At 42.3% G+C, this 16,723-nt stretch carries 21 protein-coding genes and 1 other annotated feature; of the genes, 18 read left to right on the forward strand and 3 right to left on the reverse strand.

The annotated features are described in order from the left end of the window. Window positions 1-135 precede the first annotated feature (135 nt). The 4 genes from EUAN_RS03010 to EUAN_RS03025 all read left to right on the forward strand — a co-directional run bounded on the left by EUAN_RS03010 (window position 136) and on the right by EUAN_RS03025 (window position 2,715). Window positions 136-429, forward strand: a complete 294-nt coding sequence (locus EUAN_RS03010; protein WP_071061573.1) for a hypothetical protein — start codon at window positions 136-138, stop codon at window positions 427-429. 17 nt (window positions 430-446) lie between these two features. Next, window positions 447-1,208, forward strand: a complete 762-nt coding sequence (locus EUAN_RS03015; RefSeq protein WP_071061575.1) for a putative ABC transporter permease — start codon at window positions 447-449, stop codon at window positions 1,206-1,208. A gap of 18 nt (window positions 1,209-1,226) precedes the next feature. After that, window positions 1,227-2,306 carry an amidohydrolase family protein gene (locus EUAN_RS03020; RefSeq protein ID WP_071061578.1) on the forward strand — a complete coding sequence of 360 codons (1,080 nt, stop codon included), beginning with the start codon at window positions 1,227-1,229 and terminating at the stop codon, window positions 2,304-2,306. Between the two features lie 64 nt (window positions 2,307-2,370). Then, window positions 2,371-2,715 carry a hypothetical protein gene (locus EUAN_RS03025; protein WP_211266266.1) on the forward strand — a complete coding sequence of 115 codons (345 nt, stop codon included), beginning with the start codon at window positions 2,371-2,373 and terminating at the stop codon, window positions 2,713-2,715. A gap of 194 nt (window positions 2,716-2,909) precedes the next feature. On the opposite strand, the gene EUAN_RS03030 is transcribed toward EUAN_RS03025, so the two are convergent. Beyond that, complete coding sequence (locus tag EUAN_RS03030) at window positions 2,910-3,404, reverse strand: dihydrofolate reductase (RefSeq protein WP_071061579.1); 495 nt, start codon at window positions 3,402-3,404, stop codon at window positions 2,910-2,912. A 65-nt stretch (window positions 3,405-3,469) separates the two neighbouring features. Then, entirely contained in the window at window positions 3,470-4,879 is a 1,410-nt protein-coding gene (locus EUAN_RS03035) for a L,D-transpeptidase family protein (RefSeq protein WP_084655684.1), read from the reverse strand. A gap of 167 nt (window positions 4,880-5,046) precedes the next feature. Between EUAN_RS03035 and rnhC the strand changes: the two genes are divergently transcribed. The 14 genes from rnhC to EUAN_RS03105 all read left to right on the forward strand — a co-directional run bounded on the left by rnhC (window position 5,047) and on the right by EUAN_RS03105 (window position 16,201). Beyond that, the gene (rnhC, locus tag EUAN_RS03040; RefSeq protein ID WP_084655685.1) at window positions 5,047-5,982 is read left to right on the forward strand and encodes a ribonuclease HIII; all 936 of its coding nucleotides are present in this window, start codon (window positions 5,047-5,049) and stop codon (window positions 5,980-5,982) included. Window positions 5,983-5,995: 13 nt separating this feature from the next. Beyond that, a complete protein-coding gene (locus EUAN_RS03045) occupies window positions 5,996-7,066 on the forward strand; it encodes a ComEC/Rec2 family competence protein (RefSeq protein ID WP_071061581.1) in 1,071 nt (356 codons plus the stop codon). Window positions 7,067-7,076: 10 nt separating this feature from the next. Continuing rightward, window positions 7,077-7,283: a DUF3006 domain-containing protein gene (locus EUAN_RS03050; RefSeq protein WP_071061583.1), complete on the forward strand. Its 207-nt coding sequence runs from the start codon at window positions 7,077-7,079 to the stop codon at window positions 7,281-7,283. Between the two features lie 105 nt (window positions 7,284-7,388). Then, window positions 7,389-8,168 carry a transporter substrate-binding domain-containing protein gene (locus EUAN_RS03055; protein WP_071061586.1) on the forward strand — a complete coding sequence of 260 codons (780 nt, stop codon included), beginning with the start codon at window positions 7,389-7,391 and terminating at the stop codon, window positions 8,166-8,168. A gap of 56 nt (window positions 8,169-8,224) precedes the next feature. Then, on the forward strand, window positions 8,225-8,869 hold the full coding sequence (locus tag EUAN_RS03060; RefSeq protein ID WP_071061589.1) for an amino acid ABC transporter permease: 645 nt from the start codon (window positions 8,225-8,227) through the stop codon (window positions 8,867-8,869). Beyond that, entirely contained in the window at window positions 8,853-9,578 is a 726-nt protein-coding gene (locus EUAN_RS03065; RefSeq protein ID WP_071061592.1) for an amino acid ABC transporter ATP-binding protein, read from the forward strand. The genes EUAN_RS03060 and EUAN_RS03065 overlap by 17 nt, the downstream gene beginning before the upstream one ends. A gap of 51 nt (window positions 9,579-9,629) precedes the next feature. Then, window positions 9,630-9,881 (forward strand) — a binding site (T-box leader). 46 nt (window positions 9,882-9,927) lie between these two features. Next, the gene (gene asnA, locus EUAN_RS03070; RefSeq protein ID WP_071061594.1) at window positions 9,928-10,938 is read left to right on the forward strand and encodes an aspartate--ammonia ligase; all 1,011 of its coding nucleotides are present in this window, start codon (window positions 9,928-9,930) and stop codon (window positions 10,936-10,938) included. Between the two features lie 15 nt (window positions 10,939-10,953). Continuing rightward, entirely contained in the window at window positions 10,954-11,403 is a 450-nt protein-coding gene (locus EUAN_RS03075) for an endolytic transglycosylase MltG (protein ID WP_071061597.1), read from the forward strand. Continuing rightward, window positions 11,393-12,079 (forward strand): TIGR01906 family membrane protein, encoded by a 687-nt coding sequence (locus tag EUAN_RS03080; RefSeq protein ID WP_071061600.1) that lies wholly within the window; start codon window positions 11,393-11,395, stop codon window positions 12,077-12,079. Before EUAN_RS03075 ends, EUAN_RS03080 begins: the two co-directional genes overlap by 11 nt. 60 nt (window positions 12,080-12,139) lie before the next feature. Next, entirely contained in the window at window positions 12,140-12,724 is a 585-nt protein-coding gene (locus EUAN_RS03085) for a flavodoxin family protein (RefSeq protein WP_071061602.1), read from the forward strand. 43 nt (window positions 12,725-12,767) lie between these two features. Then, window positions 12,768-13,340 carry a phosphate propanoyltransferase gene (pduL, locus tag EUAN_RS03090; protein ID WP_071061604.1) on the forward strand — a complete coding sequence of 191 codons (573 nt, stop codon included), beginning with the start codon at window positions 12,768-12,770 and terminating at the stop codon, window positions 13,338-13,340. A 13-nt stretch (window positions 13,341-13,353) separates the two neighbouring features. Then, a complete protein-coding gene (gene deoC, locus EUAN_RS03095) occupies window positions 13,354-14,031 on the forward strand; it encodes a deoxyribose-phosphate aldolase (RefSeq protein WP_071061606.1) in 678 nt (225 codons plus the stop codon). A gap of 107 nt (window positions 14,032-14,138) precedes the next feature. Further along, entirely contained in the window at window positions 14,139-15,059 is a 921-nt protein-coding gene (locus EUAN_RS03100) for a chemotaxis protein (protein ID WP_071061609.1), read from the forward strand. A gap of 188 nt (window positions 15,060-15,247) precedes the next feature. Then, window positions 15,248-16,201 (forward strand): tyrosine recombinase XerC, encoded by a 954-nt coding sequence (locus EUAN_RS03105; protein ID WP_071062121.1) that lies wholly within the window; start codon window positions 15,248-15,250, stop codon window positions 16,199-16,201. A gap of 27 nt (window positions 16,202-16,228) precedes the next feature. On the opposite strand, the gene EUAN_RS03110 is transcribed toward EUAN_RS03105, so the two are convergent. Further along, the gene (locus tag EUAN_RS03110) at window positions 16,229-16,711 is read right to left on the reverse strand and encodes an immunoglobulin domain-containing protein (protein WP_071061611.1); all 483 of its coding nucleotides are present in this window, start codon (window positions 16,709-16,711) and stop codon (window positions 16,229-16,231) included. Window positions 16,712-16,723 lie beyond the last annotated feature (12 nt).

Raw genomic sequence — 16,723 nt, forward strand, 5'->3', positions numbered from 1 at the left:
TATTTAAATTATCTTAATAGATATTATCATAAATGATATATTGAACTATAAAAAAACAAGACAAATCAAAAAAAGTTGAGTATATATCCCATTAGTATTATAATATATAGAAATAGACTAGAGGGGGATTGAACAATGGCAGAAGTCAATGTAGAAAGAGTGTCAAGATTGTGTGAGGAACTAAACACGCAAGTAGGCTTCAATCAAATCGACACTGATTGTCTAATCAACAACTTAAATGGATATTGCTATATAACAAGGAGCATCCCTATATTCAGAAACAACCATGTAGACGTGGTGCTAGATCTCTCTAATTCAGAGGTGTTTATAGAGACTAGAGAGGGAAATATCGTAATAGACTTTATACTGTTGAAGAGGCTAAATCAAATATACGAGCTAGTCGAAGAGTACAACGACATGCTTGAATAAGAGTTAGGAGGACTGAAATGGAATATATTCTCTGGGACAGACCCGTATATATAACTGTAATTTTAATTCTAATCTATTCATTCCTGGGCTGGGTCGGAGAAGTTCTCTATGCTTATTACAGAAGAGGTCACTTTGTAAATAGAGGTTTTTTGTACGGGCCGCTTTGTCCTATATACGGCGTATCCATAACTGCCATAGTGACGGCACTGGAACCTTTAGCGCAAAACGTCTTTATGATATTTATGGGTTCAGTTGTAATCACAACACTGGCGGAGTATATCACATCCTCTATTTTGGAGAAGTTCTTTGACTCTAAGTGGTGGGACTACTCAAATAAGAAGTTCAACTTAAAGGGAAGGATATGCCTTTCCTTTTCTCTTTTATGGGGACTAGCTGGAACAATTATGTACAAACTTGTGCATCCTAAAGTCTTGAGCATTATATACGCTCTACCAGAGAGTGCCGCCATAAACATGGCGTATATAGGTCTGGCTATTTTCACTGCTGACATGGCATTTACTCTAGTTTCCCTTGCAGGCCTTAGAAGCCATATGATGAGATTCCAGGATATAGCGCAGAGAGCTAAGAGCTTTACAGGATCTAAATTCGAAAGAATAGTCAAGATAAAGGAGTTCCTAGAGTCGTACGCAGATTTAGAGATAAAGCTGAGGTTTAACCACCGGCGTCTTTTAGAGTCTTTTCCTGACTTTAAAAAGAACAGGTTTGGCAAACTCATAAAAGAACTAAAAAATGAAATAGATAGATTCAGAGAAAATTAGAACGACAGGAGCATGAATATGTGTGAAAGAGTTTTTAAGGGCAATATAGTTTTTACAAATGAATTCGGGAAACTAGAAGTGATCGAGAGCGGCTATATAGTTGTAGCCGACAACAAGGTAGTTGGAGTATATAGCGAGCTTCCTTCGATATACAGCGATGCTAGGGTGTTTGACTATGGAGACAGACTTATAGTGCCCGGCCTGGTAACGCTTGACCTGATAGCACCAGAGTTTGGGCTGGGGCATAATCATAAAGCGGACACAAATGAGCTTTCAGATGCAACTTACGCTGAAGAGAGGTATATAGAGCTTTCAAGAGAACTTAGACGCTCAGGGATGACTAGAACCGTCTTGGAGGGCACTATCTACATGGAGTCGAATATACGACTCATGGACGTGATAGCCAAATCTGGACTTGGGGCTTTTGTCAGCAATTCCGTGTCAGACAACAATGGCGAATACGCATATAGCTTGAAAAAGTTGAAAAGCGATGCAGAAGAGCTCTTGATAATGACTTCCCGTAGATATGAAAATGTAAAGCCCATGCTCTCTGTATCTCTTTCAGAGTGCTGTTCAAAAGATTTAATAGAGCTCATACTCAGCTTGTCTCAGAGACATAACTCTAAGTTGAAGCTGAATATTTCAAGTTCCGGACTAGGTGAAATCCCAGCTGTACATTCTGAAAGAGTGCTGGTGAGTTTTGAGTCTAAGTGCAGTATGTACAATCTTAGCGAATCAAGCTTTGTATCCATATCTGAAAGGTCTGGGCTTAAACCCTCTGAGGTAAAGTCTGGAATAAGAGATGGACTCTCTTTCGGACTCTCCTCTAGTGGAACTTCCCTTTGCAGTACAATCTCTTCTCTTTTAAACCAGGGATTTGAACTAGGGGAAGTGCTTTACCTGGCCACTAAGGGAGGTGGCGCATTCTTTGGGAAAGTGGGAGCCTTCGAGGAGGGCTATGAATTTGATGCAATTGTACTAGAGGACTCCAACAGTAAAAGAAATCCCCTAGAAACGCTAGAAGCATTCCTCACATCTAGTGGAGGAGTCGTTGTTTCAGACCTCTATATGTCGGGTCAAAAATCCCTAGGTCTATAGATTTTTTACGAAACTGTTTCAAATCAATCCTGAGGGGTAAAATTCTTATAAGGTGGTGATAAAATTGGAACCAAACAATCAGTACAATGAAAACAATCAGCAATCATATCAGCCTCAGTATCAGAACTATCAAAGCAATATGGGTGGGGGCGGAGAGATGGCTCCGGTCATGTCTATGGGAGACTGGATCAAGACAATGCTCCTTCTGATAATCCCGATAGCAAACATAGTATTCCTTATAATATGGGCAACTTCAAACGACCCGAGCAACAATCCGAACAGAAAAAACTGGGCTAAGGCTCAGTTCGTAATGATGCTTATAGGAATAGCTATATGGATAGTTTTTGCAATCATATTTGCCATACTTGGAGTCGCGATGTTCCAGGAAATGGGGGGCTATTACTACTAAGGTTTCCCGCTAAAAGAGCTCGTATCGAAATTGATACGAGCTCTTTTATTTCTACTCAGTTTCTATTCAGTTCTAAATGGAGAAAACAGCTGAAAACAGTCCTAGAAAAGCAGTTGCAATCATAGTCCCTGCCATAACATACGCCAGAACCCTTTTTTTCTTTTCAGTTACTCTGTACAAGTGAAATCATCTCCTTACTTTTTCTCATAAGTGGCGAATACATGAGGATATTCGCTGCTGACATTTATTCTCTTGCCTTTCAGCTCGGTGATCTCCCATTCAGGAGATATCTCCGGAAAGTAAGCGTCTGCTTTAAACTTTCTAAATACGTGAGTTATATAGAGCTTGTCTGCATAAGGCATAAATTGAGTGTATATGGACTGTCCGCCCATTATTATCACTTCCTGCCCCGCATAATCTTCTTTGATCATATCTAGGACTTCTTCAACGCTATGCTTCACTGTGACCCCATCTATAGCTATGTCTTTCCTAGTCAAAACTACATTTGTCCTGTTGGGAAGCGGCCTTGACTTAGGCGGAAGAGAAAGATACGTGTTGTATCCCATCACAACTACCTTTCCAGAAGTAACTTCCTTGAAGTGCTTAAGGTCTTCAGGTATATGGGCAAGAAGCCTGTTTTCATATCCAATTGCTAAGTTTTCATCTACAATAACTGTCAAGCATATCATAATGAAAAACCTCCTCGATTTAGTTCGTTTTTTAAATTATACCATATAAAAGTCAGCCTATAAAATCAATGTACGATAACCGGTATACCTACCTCTACCGTGTTGTATATCTGGGAAACTATATTCATAGGTGTATTTATGCAGCCGTGAGATCCGCGTGTAAGGAATGCATCTCCACCGAAAGAGCTTTGCCAGTTGGCATCATGTATTCCGACACCTGTCCAGTCTATAGGCATCCAGTAGCTAACCGGTGTTGCGTAGTTCTCTCCTCTAAGAGTCCTGTTCCTTTCCTTTTTCCATACGTAGAAAACACCTCTAGGAGTAGCATGACCCTTGTTTGGATTTCCCGAGACTATAGCCGTCTCTATTGCAAGCTGTCCATTTTTGTAAAGCCACATGTGCTGGGCTGAAAGATCAACCTCTATATAGGTATCTCCTATATCTGTACCGTCAGAATAATAGCCTGTACCGCTTATCTTAGGCCTTCTCTCGATGTCTTGGCCTTTCAAAAACTCCTCTGTGAGAGCTTCGGCCTCTGAGTTCACAGCTATAACCCATCCGTACACTCCGCCACCTATGCTTATATTCCCCTTAAGAGTGCTGTTGAAGCTTCTCGCTTTCTCTAAAGTGCTGTATTCGCTGCTGAGCTCTGAAAGATAGGCTTTCACTAAATCTTGGTCGAGTGTAACTCCGTCCTCTAGATCATACGTCAGCCAGCTCAATATCTTCTCTTTGGGAACCTCTATCCTGTTGCCTGAGAGCGTATATGTCACATTCACATCTTTTAATTCGTTTATCCTCTCAAGCCCTGCCACAAGCCCAGGGTCATCAGACTTCAGAGCAGGCTGGATATAGCAGTCACTTATCTCTATGCTGGCATTTCCTCTCTTCAGCTCGTCCTGTATCTTGGCGTCCACCTTTTCGACATCAAGAGTATTTCCGTAGACTTCCTTCACTATTACAAATTCAGAGCCAGACAGCTCTACTCTTGCATCCTCTGAAGGCTTTCTCTCACCTTTGTTGAATTCCACTTCATTGAACTTCGCCCTGTATTTATCTTCATCAAAAGCTATTCCCTCCGGAAGCTCTTTCTTTTCGGATTTTGAGATCCTGCTCGTTATCCAAGACCATTTATTCTGACTTTCGTTCACCTCTTCTAGATAAGATGTAAAGTCACTTTCCATGCCTATTTCGCTTCCCGAGAATACAGCTACCTCTTGGTCGTTTTCCTTTACAACATAGTCTTTGCTGCCATAGATCTTTTGAAGAGCCTCGTTTGCCTCTTCTACTGTCTTTCCTGACACATCTTCCTGTCCAACAGAAGTTCCCGGTATAAACTTGTCTGAATAGCTTAGGGATATTCCTGAGTACAAACCTATCAGGAAGACCGAAGCTACACTGATTCCTATGATTGTCTTCTTCTTTTTACTGATTGTGCCATTGCCTATTGAATTTAGTCTTTCCTTTATATTCACGCTTAATCAGCTCCTATCATTTTAATTTTAAAGAATCATCAACTAAACTTCCAAATACGATTATACACCATTTCAATAAAAATGGGTAAAGAACCAAATAAAAATAGTAGTTTATGTCGTATTATGCGATATAATGTAGTCATAAGAAATTGGAGGTTTAAACATATATGTTCAAGGATAAGTTCGAATGTTACAGATACTACAAGCATTTGATAGAGAAAGTCGGCGGAGAGGCCCTCGAGTACAAAGAGATAAACTACGGCCTTCAGTTTAAAGCCAATATATGCAATCAGACTCACACCATAAGGATATATGAAAGCGCCAAGAGAGGAGTTAACCCTGATTTTTCTCAGTTAAAAGACAGTGGAATTTTAAAGCTACTGGGAGAAAAAGATTGTAAAGTGGATAAGTCAACTGGAAGCCCTAAAGCCTCGGGAAGACCCCTAGCTCTTAAATCCGACTCTGACAGCGTAGCCCTTATAGGCACCGACGAGTCTGGAAAGGGAGACTACTTTGGCCCTCTAGTCATAGCTGGCGTATACGCAGATGAAAGGATTAAGTCTATACTTAAAGAAATCGGAGTGGATGACAGCAAGAAGTTAAAAGACAGCCAGATATCTGAAATAGCTAAGCAGATAAAAGAAATCTGCATATACGACGTAGTTGCCATCGGAAACTCTAAGTACAATGAGCTTTATTCGAAGTTCAACAACCTCAACAAGCTCTTAGCCTGGGGGCACGCCCGAGTGATAGAGAACATACTTGAAAATGTAGACTGCGACACAGCTCTCTCTGATCAGTTCGGAAGCCCAGACCTTATAGAGAACGCTCTTATGGAGAAAGGCAAAAAGCTGAATCTAGAACAAAGACACAGAGCAGAGGAAAACGTAGTTGTTGCTGCGGCCAGCATACTGGCAAGGCACGAGTTTGTGGAGTGCATGGAGAAAATGTCTAAAAGCTACGGCATAGAGTTCCCAAAAGGAGCCTCTAATAAGACAATAGCCGCCGGGAATGAGTTCGCAAACAAGTACGGCATACAGAGGCTTTCCGAAGTCGCAAAACTGCATTTCAAGACTACTGAACGCATAGGCGAATTTTTCTAGAGGAGGCGAGTATATGTTCAAGCTGTTTAAAAAGAAGATGCTTTTTATTTTGGTGATCGTGCTTTCGCTCTTTGTGATTTCAGGGTGTGAAGTTCAAGATCAAAGCGTTTCCGAAGTGTCAGGCCAAGCTGGAGAGTCCTCTGGAAAACTGGCGGTCCACTTTATAGATGTAGGACAAGGTGATTCTTCGCTCATAATTTTCCCTAGTGGAGAAACATCGCTTATTGACGGAGGCGGAAGGGATGCCTCTAGCAAAGTGGTCTCTTATCTGAAAAGCCAGGGTATTGAGAAAATAGACTACATTATTGCCACTCATCCTCATGAAGATCATATAGGAGGGCTCCCCGAGGTGGTAAGAAACTTTGAGATCGGGAAGGTGTATATGCCGAGGCGCACCGCCAACACCAAGATATTTGAAGAACTGCTCTCTGTTATAAAAGACAAGGGTCTGAAAATAAGTGTTGCATCAGGAGAGCAAAGCATATTAGAAAGTGACGGAACTCTGTTTTCAATACTAGGTCCTCTATCTGATTCCTATGAGGGAACAAACAACCACTCAGTGGTCAACAAGCTTTCACATGGCAAGGTGTCGGTTCTCTTTACGGGGGATATAGAGTCTCTTGCAGAGAGTGACCTGGTCAAGCAGGGATATGACCTGAAGGCAGACGTGCTAAAAGTTCCTCACCATGGAAGTTCCAGCTCTAGCTCAGATGTGTTTCTAGACGCTGTAAATCCTTCCTATGGCGTAATCCAGCTTGGGGCGGACAACTCCTATGGTCATCCCCACAGAGAGACTATCCAGAAATACGGGGCTAGAAATATAGAGCTCTTGAGAAATGACATTTCAGGGGATATAAAGCTTGAGACGGATGGAGAAACAGTGAGGTTCTACAGCACCGATAGTCAGGAATCCAGTCAAGGCGAGAGTCAGAATAAATCAAGGATAATAGGAAACAGAAACAGCAAAGTGTACCACATAGAGGACTGTAGCGGACTTCCTAACGAGGAAAACAGAGTCTACTTTGACTCTATAGAGAAAGCAGAGCAAAGCGGCTTTAGGCCAGACTCTAGGTGCATAAGATAGGAGGGTGTTTGTGAGAGGCATAGTGGACAGGCTAGAGGGAAATGTAGCAGTAGTGGAGCTTGAAAGCGGCGAGATGGCCGAAATAGAAATTCAGGGGCTAACGGTGTCGGAAGGTGATGTAGTACATCTGGAAGATGGCAGCATAGTAGTTGACCATGAGGCTACAGCGAAACGAAAAAAGCAGATAGAGGACCTGTTTAACTCACTTTTAGAGTAGGGATTGAAACTGCATATATTACGAAATGTTAACTAAAAAATAGTTGCAATAATATACTGCTGACTGTATTCTTATTAATATATATAACAGAATGGAGGTAATCTGATGTTTAATAAAAGAATAAAGCAAATAGCTGCATTTTCTCTAGTCGCAGTGATGGGACTATTCGCTTTCACTGGTTGCGGCAGCAAAGACGATGACAAGATAGTGCTTGGAACTAGCGCTGACTATCCACCGTTTGAGTTCATGGACACAGAGCAGAACATACTTGGGTTTGACCTTATGATAGCTGAAGAAATAGCTAAGGATATGGGAAAAGAGCTAGAGGTAAAGAACATGGAGTTTAACTCTCTGCTTACTGCGCTTCAAACTGACAAGATAGATATGATTCTGTCTGGAATGAACCCAGACGAAGAGAGAAGAAAGACTGTAGACTTCTCGGAGATATACTATCTTTCAAAGCACTATGTAGTTGTGAATGCCGACAAAGCGGACAGCATAAAGAAAGAGGCTGACCTTAACGGGAAAAAGATCGGAGTACAGATAGGAACTACTCAAGAGAAGCTTGCTAGAGAGAAATTTCCAGGCTCTGAGATAGTCGCTCTTGGAAGCATACAGGACATACTGCTTCAGCTTAAGACAAATAAGCTAGATGCAGCCATAACAGAAGACGCTGTTGCAAAGAATGCAGTCAACAGCAACAAGGACCTTGTTCTTCCTGGAATAGAGTATGAAGACGAAGAGGGTGGAGTTGCAGTGGCTGTAAGAAAAGACAGTCCTGAGCTTGTAGAGCAGATAAACAAGACTATAAAAAGACTTCAAGACGAAAACAAAATAGAGGAGTTTTTCGACGAGGCTGTTAGGCTTTCATCGGAAAATGAATAAAACTAAATAGGATAGTGGGAAACCACTGTCCTAATTTTTTGACAGGGGGGTTAAATTTGAATTTTTCTTTGATTGCAGAATACAAAGACTTTTTCATACAGGGAGTTCAGACCACTGTATTGCTTTCGATAGGAGGAGTATTTTTCGGAGTTATACTTGGGCTGTTTCTAGCTCTTATGAAATTGTCTAAGAAAAAACCATTGAAGCTTATTTCTACAGGGTATATAGAGCTTATAAGGGGAACACCTATACTTATACAGATATGGATTGTGTATGTGCTATTGGACACAACTCCTTTTTCGGCAGGTCTTATGGCTCTCTCTATAAACAGCGCGGCGTATGTGGCCGAGATAATACGTTCTGGAATAGAGTCGGTGGACTCTGGGCAGATGGAAGCCGCACGTTCGCTTGGAATGAGCAACGCTATGGCCATGAAACTGATAGTTCTTCCTCAGGCCGTCAAGAATATAATACCTGTGTTGGGCAATGAGTTTATAGCTATACTAAAGGAATCTTCTATAGTTTCTGTACTGGGAGTTACAGAGCTTATGTACAATGTAAACGTAATAAGAGGGGCTACTTTCGATGCCATAACGCCTCTTATGATGGCTTTTGTGCTTTACTTCGCCTTGACCTCTATACTCTCTAAGATGGTCAAGCTTATGGAAAGGAGACTGAAAGTAAGTGATAGTGGTAGATAAGTTAAACAAGAAATTCGGAGATTTGCATGTGCTCAAAGATGTGAGCGAGGATATAAAAAAGGGAGAAGTTGTTGTTGTAATAGGGCCTAGTGGGTCGGGGAAGAGCACTTTCTTAAGATGTCTTAACCTTCTTGAACAGCCCACTTCAGGCGACATAGTGTTTGAAGGGACTAACATCACCGGCGACAAGGTAAATATCGACAAGATAAGACAGAAGATGGGGATGGTTTTCCAGCAGTTCAATTTGTTCCCGCATAAAACAGTGCTTGAGAACATAACACTGGCTCCAATAAAATTAAAAGGACTTAGCAAAGAGGAAGCCGACAAGATAGCTTTCAAGCTGCTTAAGCGAATAGGGCTTGAGGATAAGGCAGATGTATACCCTAACAATCTATCAGGAGGGCAGAAGCAGAGGATAGCTATAGCTAGAGCACTTGCCATGTCTCCAGATGTAATGCTGTTTGACGAGCCGACTTCGGCTCTTGACCCGGAGATGGTGGGGGAAGTTTTAGAGGTAATGAAGGACCTAGCCAAAGAGGGAATGACCATGGTGGTAGTTACACATGAGATGGGCTTTGCCAAAGAAGTTGGAGACAGAGTCCTGTTTATGGACAACGGAATGATAATAGAGGAAGGCAATCCTAAAGAGCTATTTGAAAACCCAAAGCACGAGAGGACCAAGTCCTTTCTGGCCAAAGTTCTAGTGTAGTCTATTGACTATCTCGAATATGTAATGTATAATTTATTCAGAATATGAATAGTAAAAGCTTTGAGCGGAACAGTAGAGACGTTTAAATTCATCCAAGAGAGTCGGCAACTGGTGTGAGTCCGATATGAAATGCGTTTTGAAGAACGTCCGGGAGCTTCTGTCCTGAAAGTCTGAGATCAGTAGGGGCGGACGGAGCCAGACCGTTATAACTTGGACAGTATCGAGATGTTGCTCTGTACTGGTTTAAGTTGAGCTTGAAGCTAACTAAGGTGGTACCGCGAAAATAGACCTTTCGTCCTTAACAGAGGATGGAAGGTTTTTTTGTACTAAAATACAAGGAGGAACGGATATGAGCAAATTTACAATACCTGAAAACTACAAGTCTAGGCTAGATGTGATAGAAACAGAGGTGGCCATAAAGAATATAAAGGACTATTTCGAGAGAGAGCTGGCAGTAGCTTTAAAGCTAACAAGGGTTTCAGCGCCCCTTTTTGTAAGAACTAACTCAGGCCTGAACGACAATCTAAATGGAGTTGAAAAGCCAGTTTCCTTTAAATTAAAAAACGACAACGATGCCCAGATAGAGATAGTCCACTCTCTTGCCAAGTGGAAGAGACTTGCCCTTGAGAAGTATGGCTTCAAAGCTCCAAATGGAATATACACAGATATGAACGCCATAAGGGCGGATGAGGAGTTTGACAATACACACTCTATCTACGTAGACCAGTGGGACTGGGAAAAAGTCATAACTGCGGAAGACAGGACACTAGACTACCTCAAGAGCATAGTCGAAGACATATATGAAGTGTTCCTTAAGACCGAGGACTTTATATACAGCATATACAGTGAGTATGACAAGTTCCTTCCAAAGGAGATCTTCTTCATAACTTCACAGGAACTAGAGGACAGATATCCTTCTCTCACACCTGACGAGAGGGAGAACGAGCTTGCAAAAGAAAAGGGAGCTATCTTCATAATGCAGATAGGGAAGACTTTGCTCTCTGGAGAAAAGCACGACGGTAGAGCGCCTGACTACGATGACTGGGAGCTGAATGGAGACCTGATACTCTGGAATCCTGTACTTGGAAGAGCGCTTGAACTATCCTCTATGGGAATAAGGGTCGACTCTGAATCTCTTAAAAGACAGCTTGCGCTTTCTGGATGTGAAGACAGACTGGAGCTTGAATACCATAGACTTCTGTCCGAAGACAAGCTTCCGCTCACTATAGGTGGAGGGATAGGGCAGTCTAGGATATGCATGTTCTTCCTTCAAAAAGCCCACATAGGGGAAGTCCAAGCTTCTGTTTGGCCGAAAGAAATGATTGAAGTATGTGAATCCAGCAATATTCATCTACTTTAAAAGAGGTGAGTGAATATGAAAAAGATAAATATTTACTTTATGCTTCTTGGAGTTGGGATAGGCGCTTTGATATCAGGGCTGGCTCTTAAGATGTATCCTGTTCCTAAAGTGGAGATAACCGATCAAGAGGTGATTGAGAGAGCTAAGGACCTAGGTATGGTTGGGATGAAAGAGCATATAGAGAAAAGCTCGGCCCAGAAAGAGTCGGAAGCCGAAGCGGTAGATGAGCAGCCACTGCCTATTGAAGCTAGTATAGCTGTGACCCAAGGGGAGGGCAGCGAAGCAGTGGCTGACAAGCTCTTAAGCGCAAAGCTTATAGAGGATAAGAATGACTTTGTCTTGTTTGTGTCTGAAAAAAAGGCTGGAAGAAGCTTCAGGCAAGGCACTTATACTATAAAGTCAGGCTCTAGCTATGATGAAATTCTAAGCATACTTACAAAAGGTGTTTACCGATATGATCAATAGCGTTTTCAAATCAAAAGCAGCCTTGATATTTTGTAAAACTATATTTGCAGTGGCGCTACCTATAGCGCTGCTGCTCTCTACAGTCAGCTATGTATCCTCTAATCTAGATTTCTATAGGGACAGGTTCAGAGAAAACAAGATCTCAGACACAACAGGGCTCAGTGAACAAGCGCTTTTGAGCGTCTCTGAGGAAATAGTCAAATACTTACAAGGAGAGCGAGACAACTTCGATATAACACTTGAAGATGGAATTGAACTGTTTGGAGAGCGTGAAAAACTTCATATGGAAGATGTCAGGGTCCTCTTTGACGTGGGAATCATTGTCAGGAATTTATCTATGTTGTTGTCTATTCTCGCTTTTTTATGTATACTGTATGTGGATAGACGTGAAGCTGGGAACGCACTTGTAGTTTCATTCTGCTTTACTCTGCTCGTCATAGTTACGCTAGGAATGTTCATAGCTTTGGACTTCGAAAAGACTTTCACCGTTTTCCACCTTATGCTGTTTGACAACGACCTCTGGCTTCTAGATCCTAGAACCGATCTTCTCATTAAGATGTTGCCGCTAGACTTCTTTTACAAGATGGCCTACAGGATACTGGTTCTGTTCGGGATAGAGGTTTCCGCTGTGCTGGGACTTGGCCTCTTGGGCAGGAGATTGTTTAAATCGAGCTGATTGTTTTTCTCCGCAGAGGGTAATATTAATATATAGTTGCTTTTAAAAGGAGGAATTCACATGAAAAAAGTAATAGCTTTGATGGCAAGCCCAAACAAGGGAAAGAACACGGATACTCTGGTAGATAAGTTCCTAGAGGGGATTTCAGATTCTGGAGAAAAAGTTGAGATAAAGAAATATGTCATAAGGGATATGAACATAGGATTTTGCATAGGGTGCAATTACTGCGAAAAAACAGGGAACTGCTTCCAGGACGACGATATGAACGAGCTCTATGAAGCTTTTGATTCAAGCGATGGAATCATACTGGGAAGCCCTATTTACTTTGGCGGAATAACTACTTATGGAAAGCTAATGATAGATAGATGCCAGATATACTGGTCTAGTAAGTATGTACTTGGGGAGTCTTCGATAGATAGAGGCAAGAAGAGATTTGGAGCCTTCATATCTACAGTTGGAGCTCCGGAGAAATACTCTAATTTCACAGGAAGCCAGCAAGTCGCATCTGTTTTCTTTAAGTCCATCAACACCGAGCAAAATCAGGCTATTTATGTAGCTAACACAGATGAGCAGAAGACGTGGGAAAACGCAGAACTTCTAGAAGATGTCTATCAAAAGGGAAAGGCTTTCTTTGAAGGCTTTTAGATAAGTACTGTTTTAAAATACACTTAAGGATAGGGGTTTTTTTATGAAAAATAAGTTACCGATAGCGCTTTCAAACAGACATGTGCACTTAAGCGAGAGTGACCTGGAGAAGCTTTTTGGCGGAGGACATTCCCTCTGCGAACTGAAAAGTCTTTCTCAGCCTGGACAATTTGCATGTGAAGAAAAGGTGGACTTGGTTGGACCGAGGGGAACTATACCAGGAGTTAGAGTTCTAGGTCCAACTAGAGACATTACTCAAGTGGAGATATCTTTCGCAGATGCCAGAAAACTCGGTGTAGACGCTCCTGTGAAAGAATCTGGCGATATAGAGGGCTCTCCTGGCCTTAAACTTGTGGGTCCGAACGGAGAAGTGGATATGGAGCAAGGTGCTATAGTGGCCGCAAGGCATATACACTTCAGCGATAAGGATGCTGAGGAATTCGGCGTTTCGGACGGCGAGAAAGTCAAGATCAAAACAAGCGGCGACAGATCTCTTGTGTTTGAAAATGTGACTGTGAGGGTTTCTCCGAAGTACTCTCTAGAGATGCACGTGGATCTAGAGGAGGGGAATGCTGCAGGAGTATCTAATGGAGATCTGGTAGAGATAATACGATAGGGGGCTTACTGATATGAAAAATCTAGCAAGCTATATAGACCACACTATACTGAAGGCCGATGCGAGCATGAAAGAAATAGACAAGGTCTGTGACGAAGCATTGGAGCATGGATTCGCCTCTGTATGTGTGAATCCGTATTACGTCAGACATGTCTCTGGCAGGCTAAGCGGAGAGGTGAAGACCACTTCAGTCATAGGCTTCCCACTGGGAGCTAATAGGAGTGAAGTCAAAGCGCTGGAAGCTAGCTTGGCGATAGAGGATGGTGCAGACGAGCTTGACATGGTCATGAATATATGTGCTCTTAAAAACAAGGACTACGATATTGTGCAAAGCGATATCATGAGTGTAGTAAATGTATCGAAAGGAAAAGCTATACTTAAGGTGATAATAGAGACATCGCTTTTGAACGAAGAGGAAAAAGTCAAAGCTTGCGAGATATGCAGAGACTGCTATGTGGACTTTGTAAAGACTTCAACTGGATTTAGTACAGGGGGAGCCACTGTGGCAGATGTGGCTTTGATGAAGAACATAGTCGGAGACGGTATAGGTGTCAAGGCTTCTGGAGGAGTAAGAGACAGTGAGACAGCTTTGAAAATGATAGATGCAGGAGCTACTAGGATAGGGGCAAGCGCCTCTGTAGACATAGTAAGCGGAAGCATCTCTAAAGATGAACCGGAAAGTAAATACTAGCGATTTACTTTCCGGTTTTTTTATTTGATTCAAAAAAACTGGGTATAAGTACTAGGCTATATAAATTAACTTTAAAGGAGGAGCCGGAAATTTCGGCGCTTGAAAATATGGAAGACAAAAAAGGAATACTACTTGAAACAGGTACTGGAGAAATGGAGATACTGGAGTTTACTGTTAAAGACTCCCACTACGCCATAAACGTCATAAAGGTTAAGGAGATACTGGAGGTTGAGTCTTTCAGCAAAGTGCCTAAGTCGGATCCTGCTGTGCTCGGCATGGCCCTTATAAGGGGCGAGGTCATACCCCTTATAGACATGAGCGTTGTGCTAGAGGATGAGTTCAAGGACAGAAGCCAGAAGTTCAAGATACTGCTATGCGAATTCAATCACCTTAAGGTGGGATTCGTGGTGGACCAGGTGCTGGGGATACACCGTATTGGATGGGATGCCATAAAGAAGCCTACCTACGTAAACGATGTGAACAGCTCCCTTGTGATAGGGAATATAACGTTCAACGAAAGGATATTGATGCTTTTAGACTTCGAAAAAATCGTTACAGACATATCTCCGTCTACTGGAATAAATGCCGAGAGGATAGGTCAGATAGCCCCAAAGGACAGAAGCAAGGTCAAGCTGGTACTGTCGGACGACTCGACACTTATAAGGCAGCTGCTTAGAGATGTGCTGACCGAAGCTGGCTTTGTCAACATGAGATTCTTTGACGACGGAAAACAGGCTCTCGATCACTTGTCAAATCTTGCAAGTCAAAAAGGAGAGTCTTTTATGGATGATGTGGATATACTTATCACAGATATCGAGATGCCTCAGATGGATGGCCACACTCTCACTAGAAAGGTCAAAGAAGACCCTATACTCAGAAAGCTTCCTGTCATAATATTCTCTTCTCTTATAACTGACGATCTCAAGCACAAAGGCGACTCCGTTCAGGCCGACGCTCAGATGAGCAAGCCTGAAGTTGGAAAGCTGGTGGAGCTTATAGACGGATTTGTAAGACATAAGTATAGATAAAGTAGTGCAGAAAAGACAAGTCTCTGGAGATGATTGAAAAAAGCTCCTAGAGGCTTGTCTTTTTAAGATATAACCTTTGAAAACCAGTTAAAAAATGCGGAACTGAGTTATACAAAATGTATATTTTGTATAACTGGTGGCGAAACAGAGAGGAGTTGTGGTATTATATGTATAAGGAAGGTGATTCTATGAACGAATACGATATACCGCTTGTGCTCGAAGACTTTTTAAACTACATAGAGACTATAAAGGGCAAGTCGGAAAATACAGCTAAGGAGTACCTCTTCGACCTTCGTACCTTTATGAAGTTCCTGAAGATAAGATACCGCCTGGTGGACAAGAGCACTCCTTTTGACGAAATAACGATATGGGATATAAGTGAAGAGTTTTTCCAAAAAGTTAGACTCGAAGACCTTCACGCCTTTATCTCCTACGTGGATAAAGAGCGGCACAACAAGAACTACACCAAGGCCAGGAAGGTCGCTTCCATACGCTCTTTCTTTAGGTATTTGCATTCCAAGCGGAGGATTATAAGCGAGAACCCAGCTATAGAGCTAGAGTCTCCGAAGACAGGAACCAGGCACCCGGTCTACCTCACACTTGAGGAATCCCAGAGGCTCTTAGACTCTGTCGAGGGTAACAACAGCGAAAGAGACTACGCAATACTCACCCTCTTCCTCAACTGCGGCCTCCGTCTTTCGGAGCTTGTAAGCATAGATATAGACAAGATAAAAGGCGACATACTCACCGTAAGGGGAAAAGGCGACAAGGAGCGCACCATCTACTTGAACGAAGCCTGCTTAAGGGCCATAGAACTCTATATGGCAGTCCGCCCTATCGAGGACCTGAAAGACCCCAAGGCGCTATTCATAAGCAGACACAGGTCCAGGCTCAGCAACAAGACGGTTCAGCACCTAGTTAAAAAACAACTAAAAAAAGCCGGGCTCGACGAAGATAAATACTCCACGCACAAGCTCAGACATACAGCTGCAACTCTTATGTACAAATACGGAAACGTAGACATCCGGGCCCTTCAGCAGATACTCGGGCACGAAAATGTATCTACAACTCAAATCTACACCCACTTAGACGATGATAGGCTAAGGAAAGCAGTAAACAGTAACCCTCTATCCAAAAGATAGAGGGTTACTTTACATAATATTATTATGTTATATGAACTTCTCACTTCCATTTAAGACCCATTTATTTTTCTTAAGGTCAAGCGATTTTATATCGTTTTCTAGACCGAAGTAGCACGGAAGCTTGAAATCTTTTCCGCCAGCTCTTTCAAAAGCCTCTGCGAACCAATTCGATACAAGCTCAATTTCCTCATGCTCTATCTCTGGATGATTCGAGAAAATCTCCTGAAGGTCAAGGTCTTCGTCCACTTTGAATATTCCCGTCTTCTCCATAACCTTTTCGCTTCCGGCAAAACAGCTTTCACCGTATCCGCTGTAGACTTCCTCTCCGTTTATGTCCATGCAGTATACCATTATGTCGGTTCCATCCACTGTGTCTACAAGCACAAAATCCACGATGTCCACTTCCGGGCTGAATCTAAGCTCAAGCACCTCTTCAAGCTCTAGCTTAAGAGAAGTTCTCTTGCGTCCCAAATTATCCTCTATGTTTTTCAGATATCTTTCCTTGCTCAAAATCCTGCCCCC

The organism is Andreesenia angusta (assembly GCF_001855385.1).
GTDB classification, from domain to species: Bacteria; Bacillota; Clostridia; order Tissierellales; family Gottschalkiaceae; genus Andreesenia; species Andreesenia angusta.

Coding starts and splice junctions, on each gene's coding strand:
- rnhC (WP_084655685.1), top strand. CDS start 5,047: ATGTTCAAGGATAAGTTCGAATGTTACAGATACTACAAGCATTTGATA.
- EUAN_RS03075 (WP_071061597.1), top strand. CDS start 10,954: ATGAAAAAGATAAATATTTACTTTATGCTTCTTGGAGTTGGGATAGGC.
- deoC (WP_071061606.1), top strand. CDS start 13,354: ATGAAAAATCTAGCAAGCTATATAGACCACACTATACTGAAGGCCGAT.
- pduL (WP_071061604.1), top strand. CDS start 12,768: ATGAAAAATAAGTTACCGATAGCGCTTTCAAACAGACATGTGCACTTA.
- EUAN_RS03045 (WP_071061581.1), top strand. CDS start 5,996: ATGTTCAAGCTGTTTAAAAAGAAGATGCTTTTTATTTTGGTGATCGTG.
- EUAN_RS03015 (WP_071061575.1), top strand. CDS start 447: ATGGAATATATTCTCTGGGACAGACCCGTATATATAACTGTAATTTTA.
- EUAN_RS03085 (WP_071061602.1), top strand. CDS start 12,140: ATGAAAAAAGTAATAGCTTTGATGGCAAGCCCAAACAAGGGAAAGAAC.
- EUAN_RS03080 (WP_071061600.1), top strand. CDS start 11,393: ATGATCAATAGCGTTTTCAAATCAAAAGCAGCCTTGATATTTTGTAAA.
- EUAN_RS03100 (WP_071061609.1), top strand. CDS start 14,139: ATGGAAGACAAAAAAGGAATACTACTTGAAACAGGTACTGGAGAAATG.
- EUAN_RS03020 (WP_071061578.1), top strand. CDS start 1,227: ATGTGTGAAAGAGTTTTTAAGGGCAATATAGTTTTTACAAATGAATTC.
- EUAN_RS03105 (WP_071062121.1), top strand. CDS start 15,248: ATGAACGAATACGATATACCGCTTGTGCTCGAAGACTTTTTAAACTAC.
- EUAN_RS03055 (WP_071061586.1), top strand. CDS start 7,389: ATGTTTAATAAAAGAATAAAGCAAATAGCTGCATTTTCTCTAGTCGCA.
- EUAN_RS03010 (WP_071061573.1), top strand. CDS start 136: ATGGCAGAAGTCAATGTAGAAAGAGTGTCAAGATTGTGTGAGGAACTA.
- asnA (WP_071061594.1), top strand. CDS start 9,928: ATGAGCAAATTTACAATACCTGAAAACTACAAGTCTAGGCTAGATGTG.
- EUAN_RS03030 (WP_071061579.1), bottom strand. CDS start 3,404: ATGATATGCTTGACAGTTATTGTAGATGAAAACTTAGCAATTGGATAT.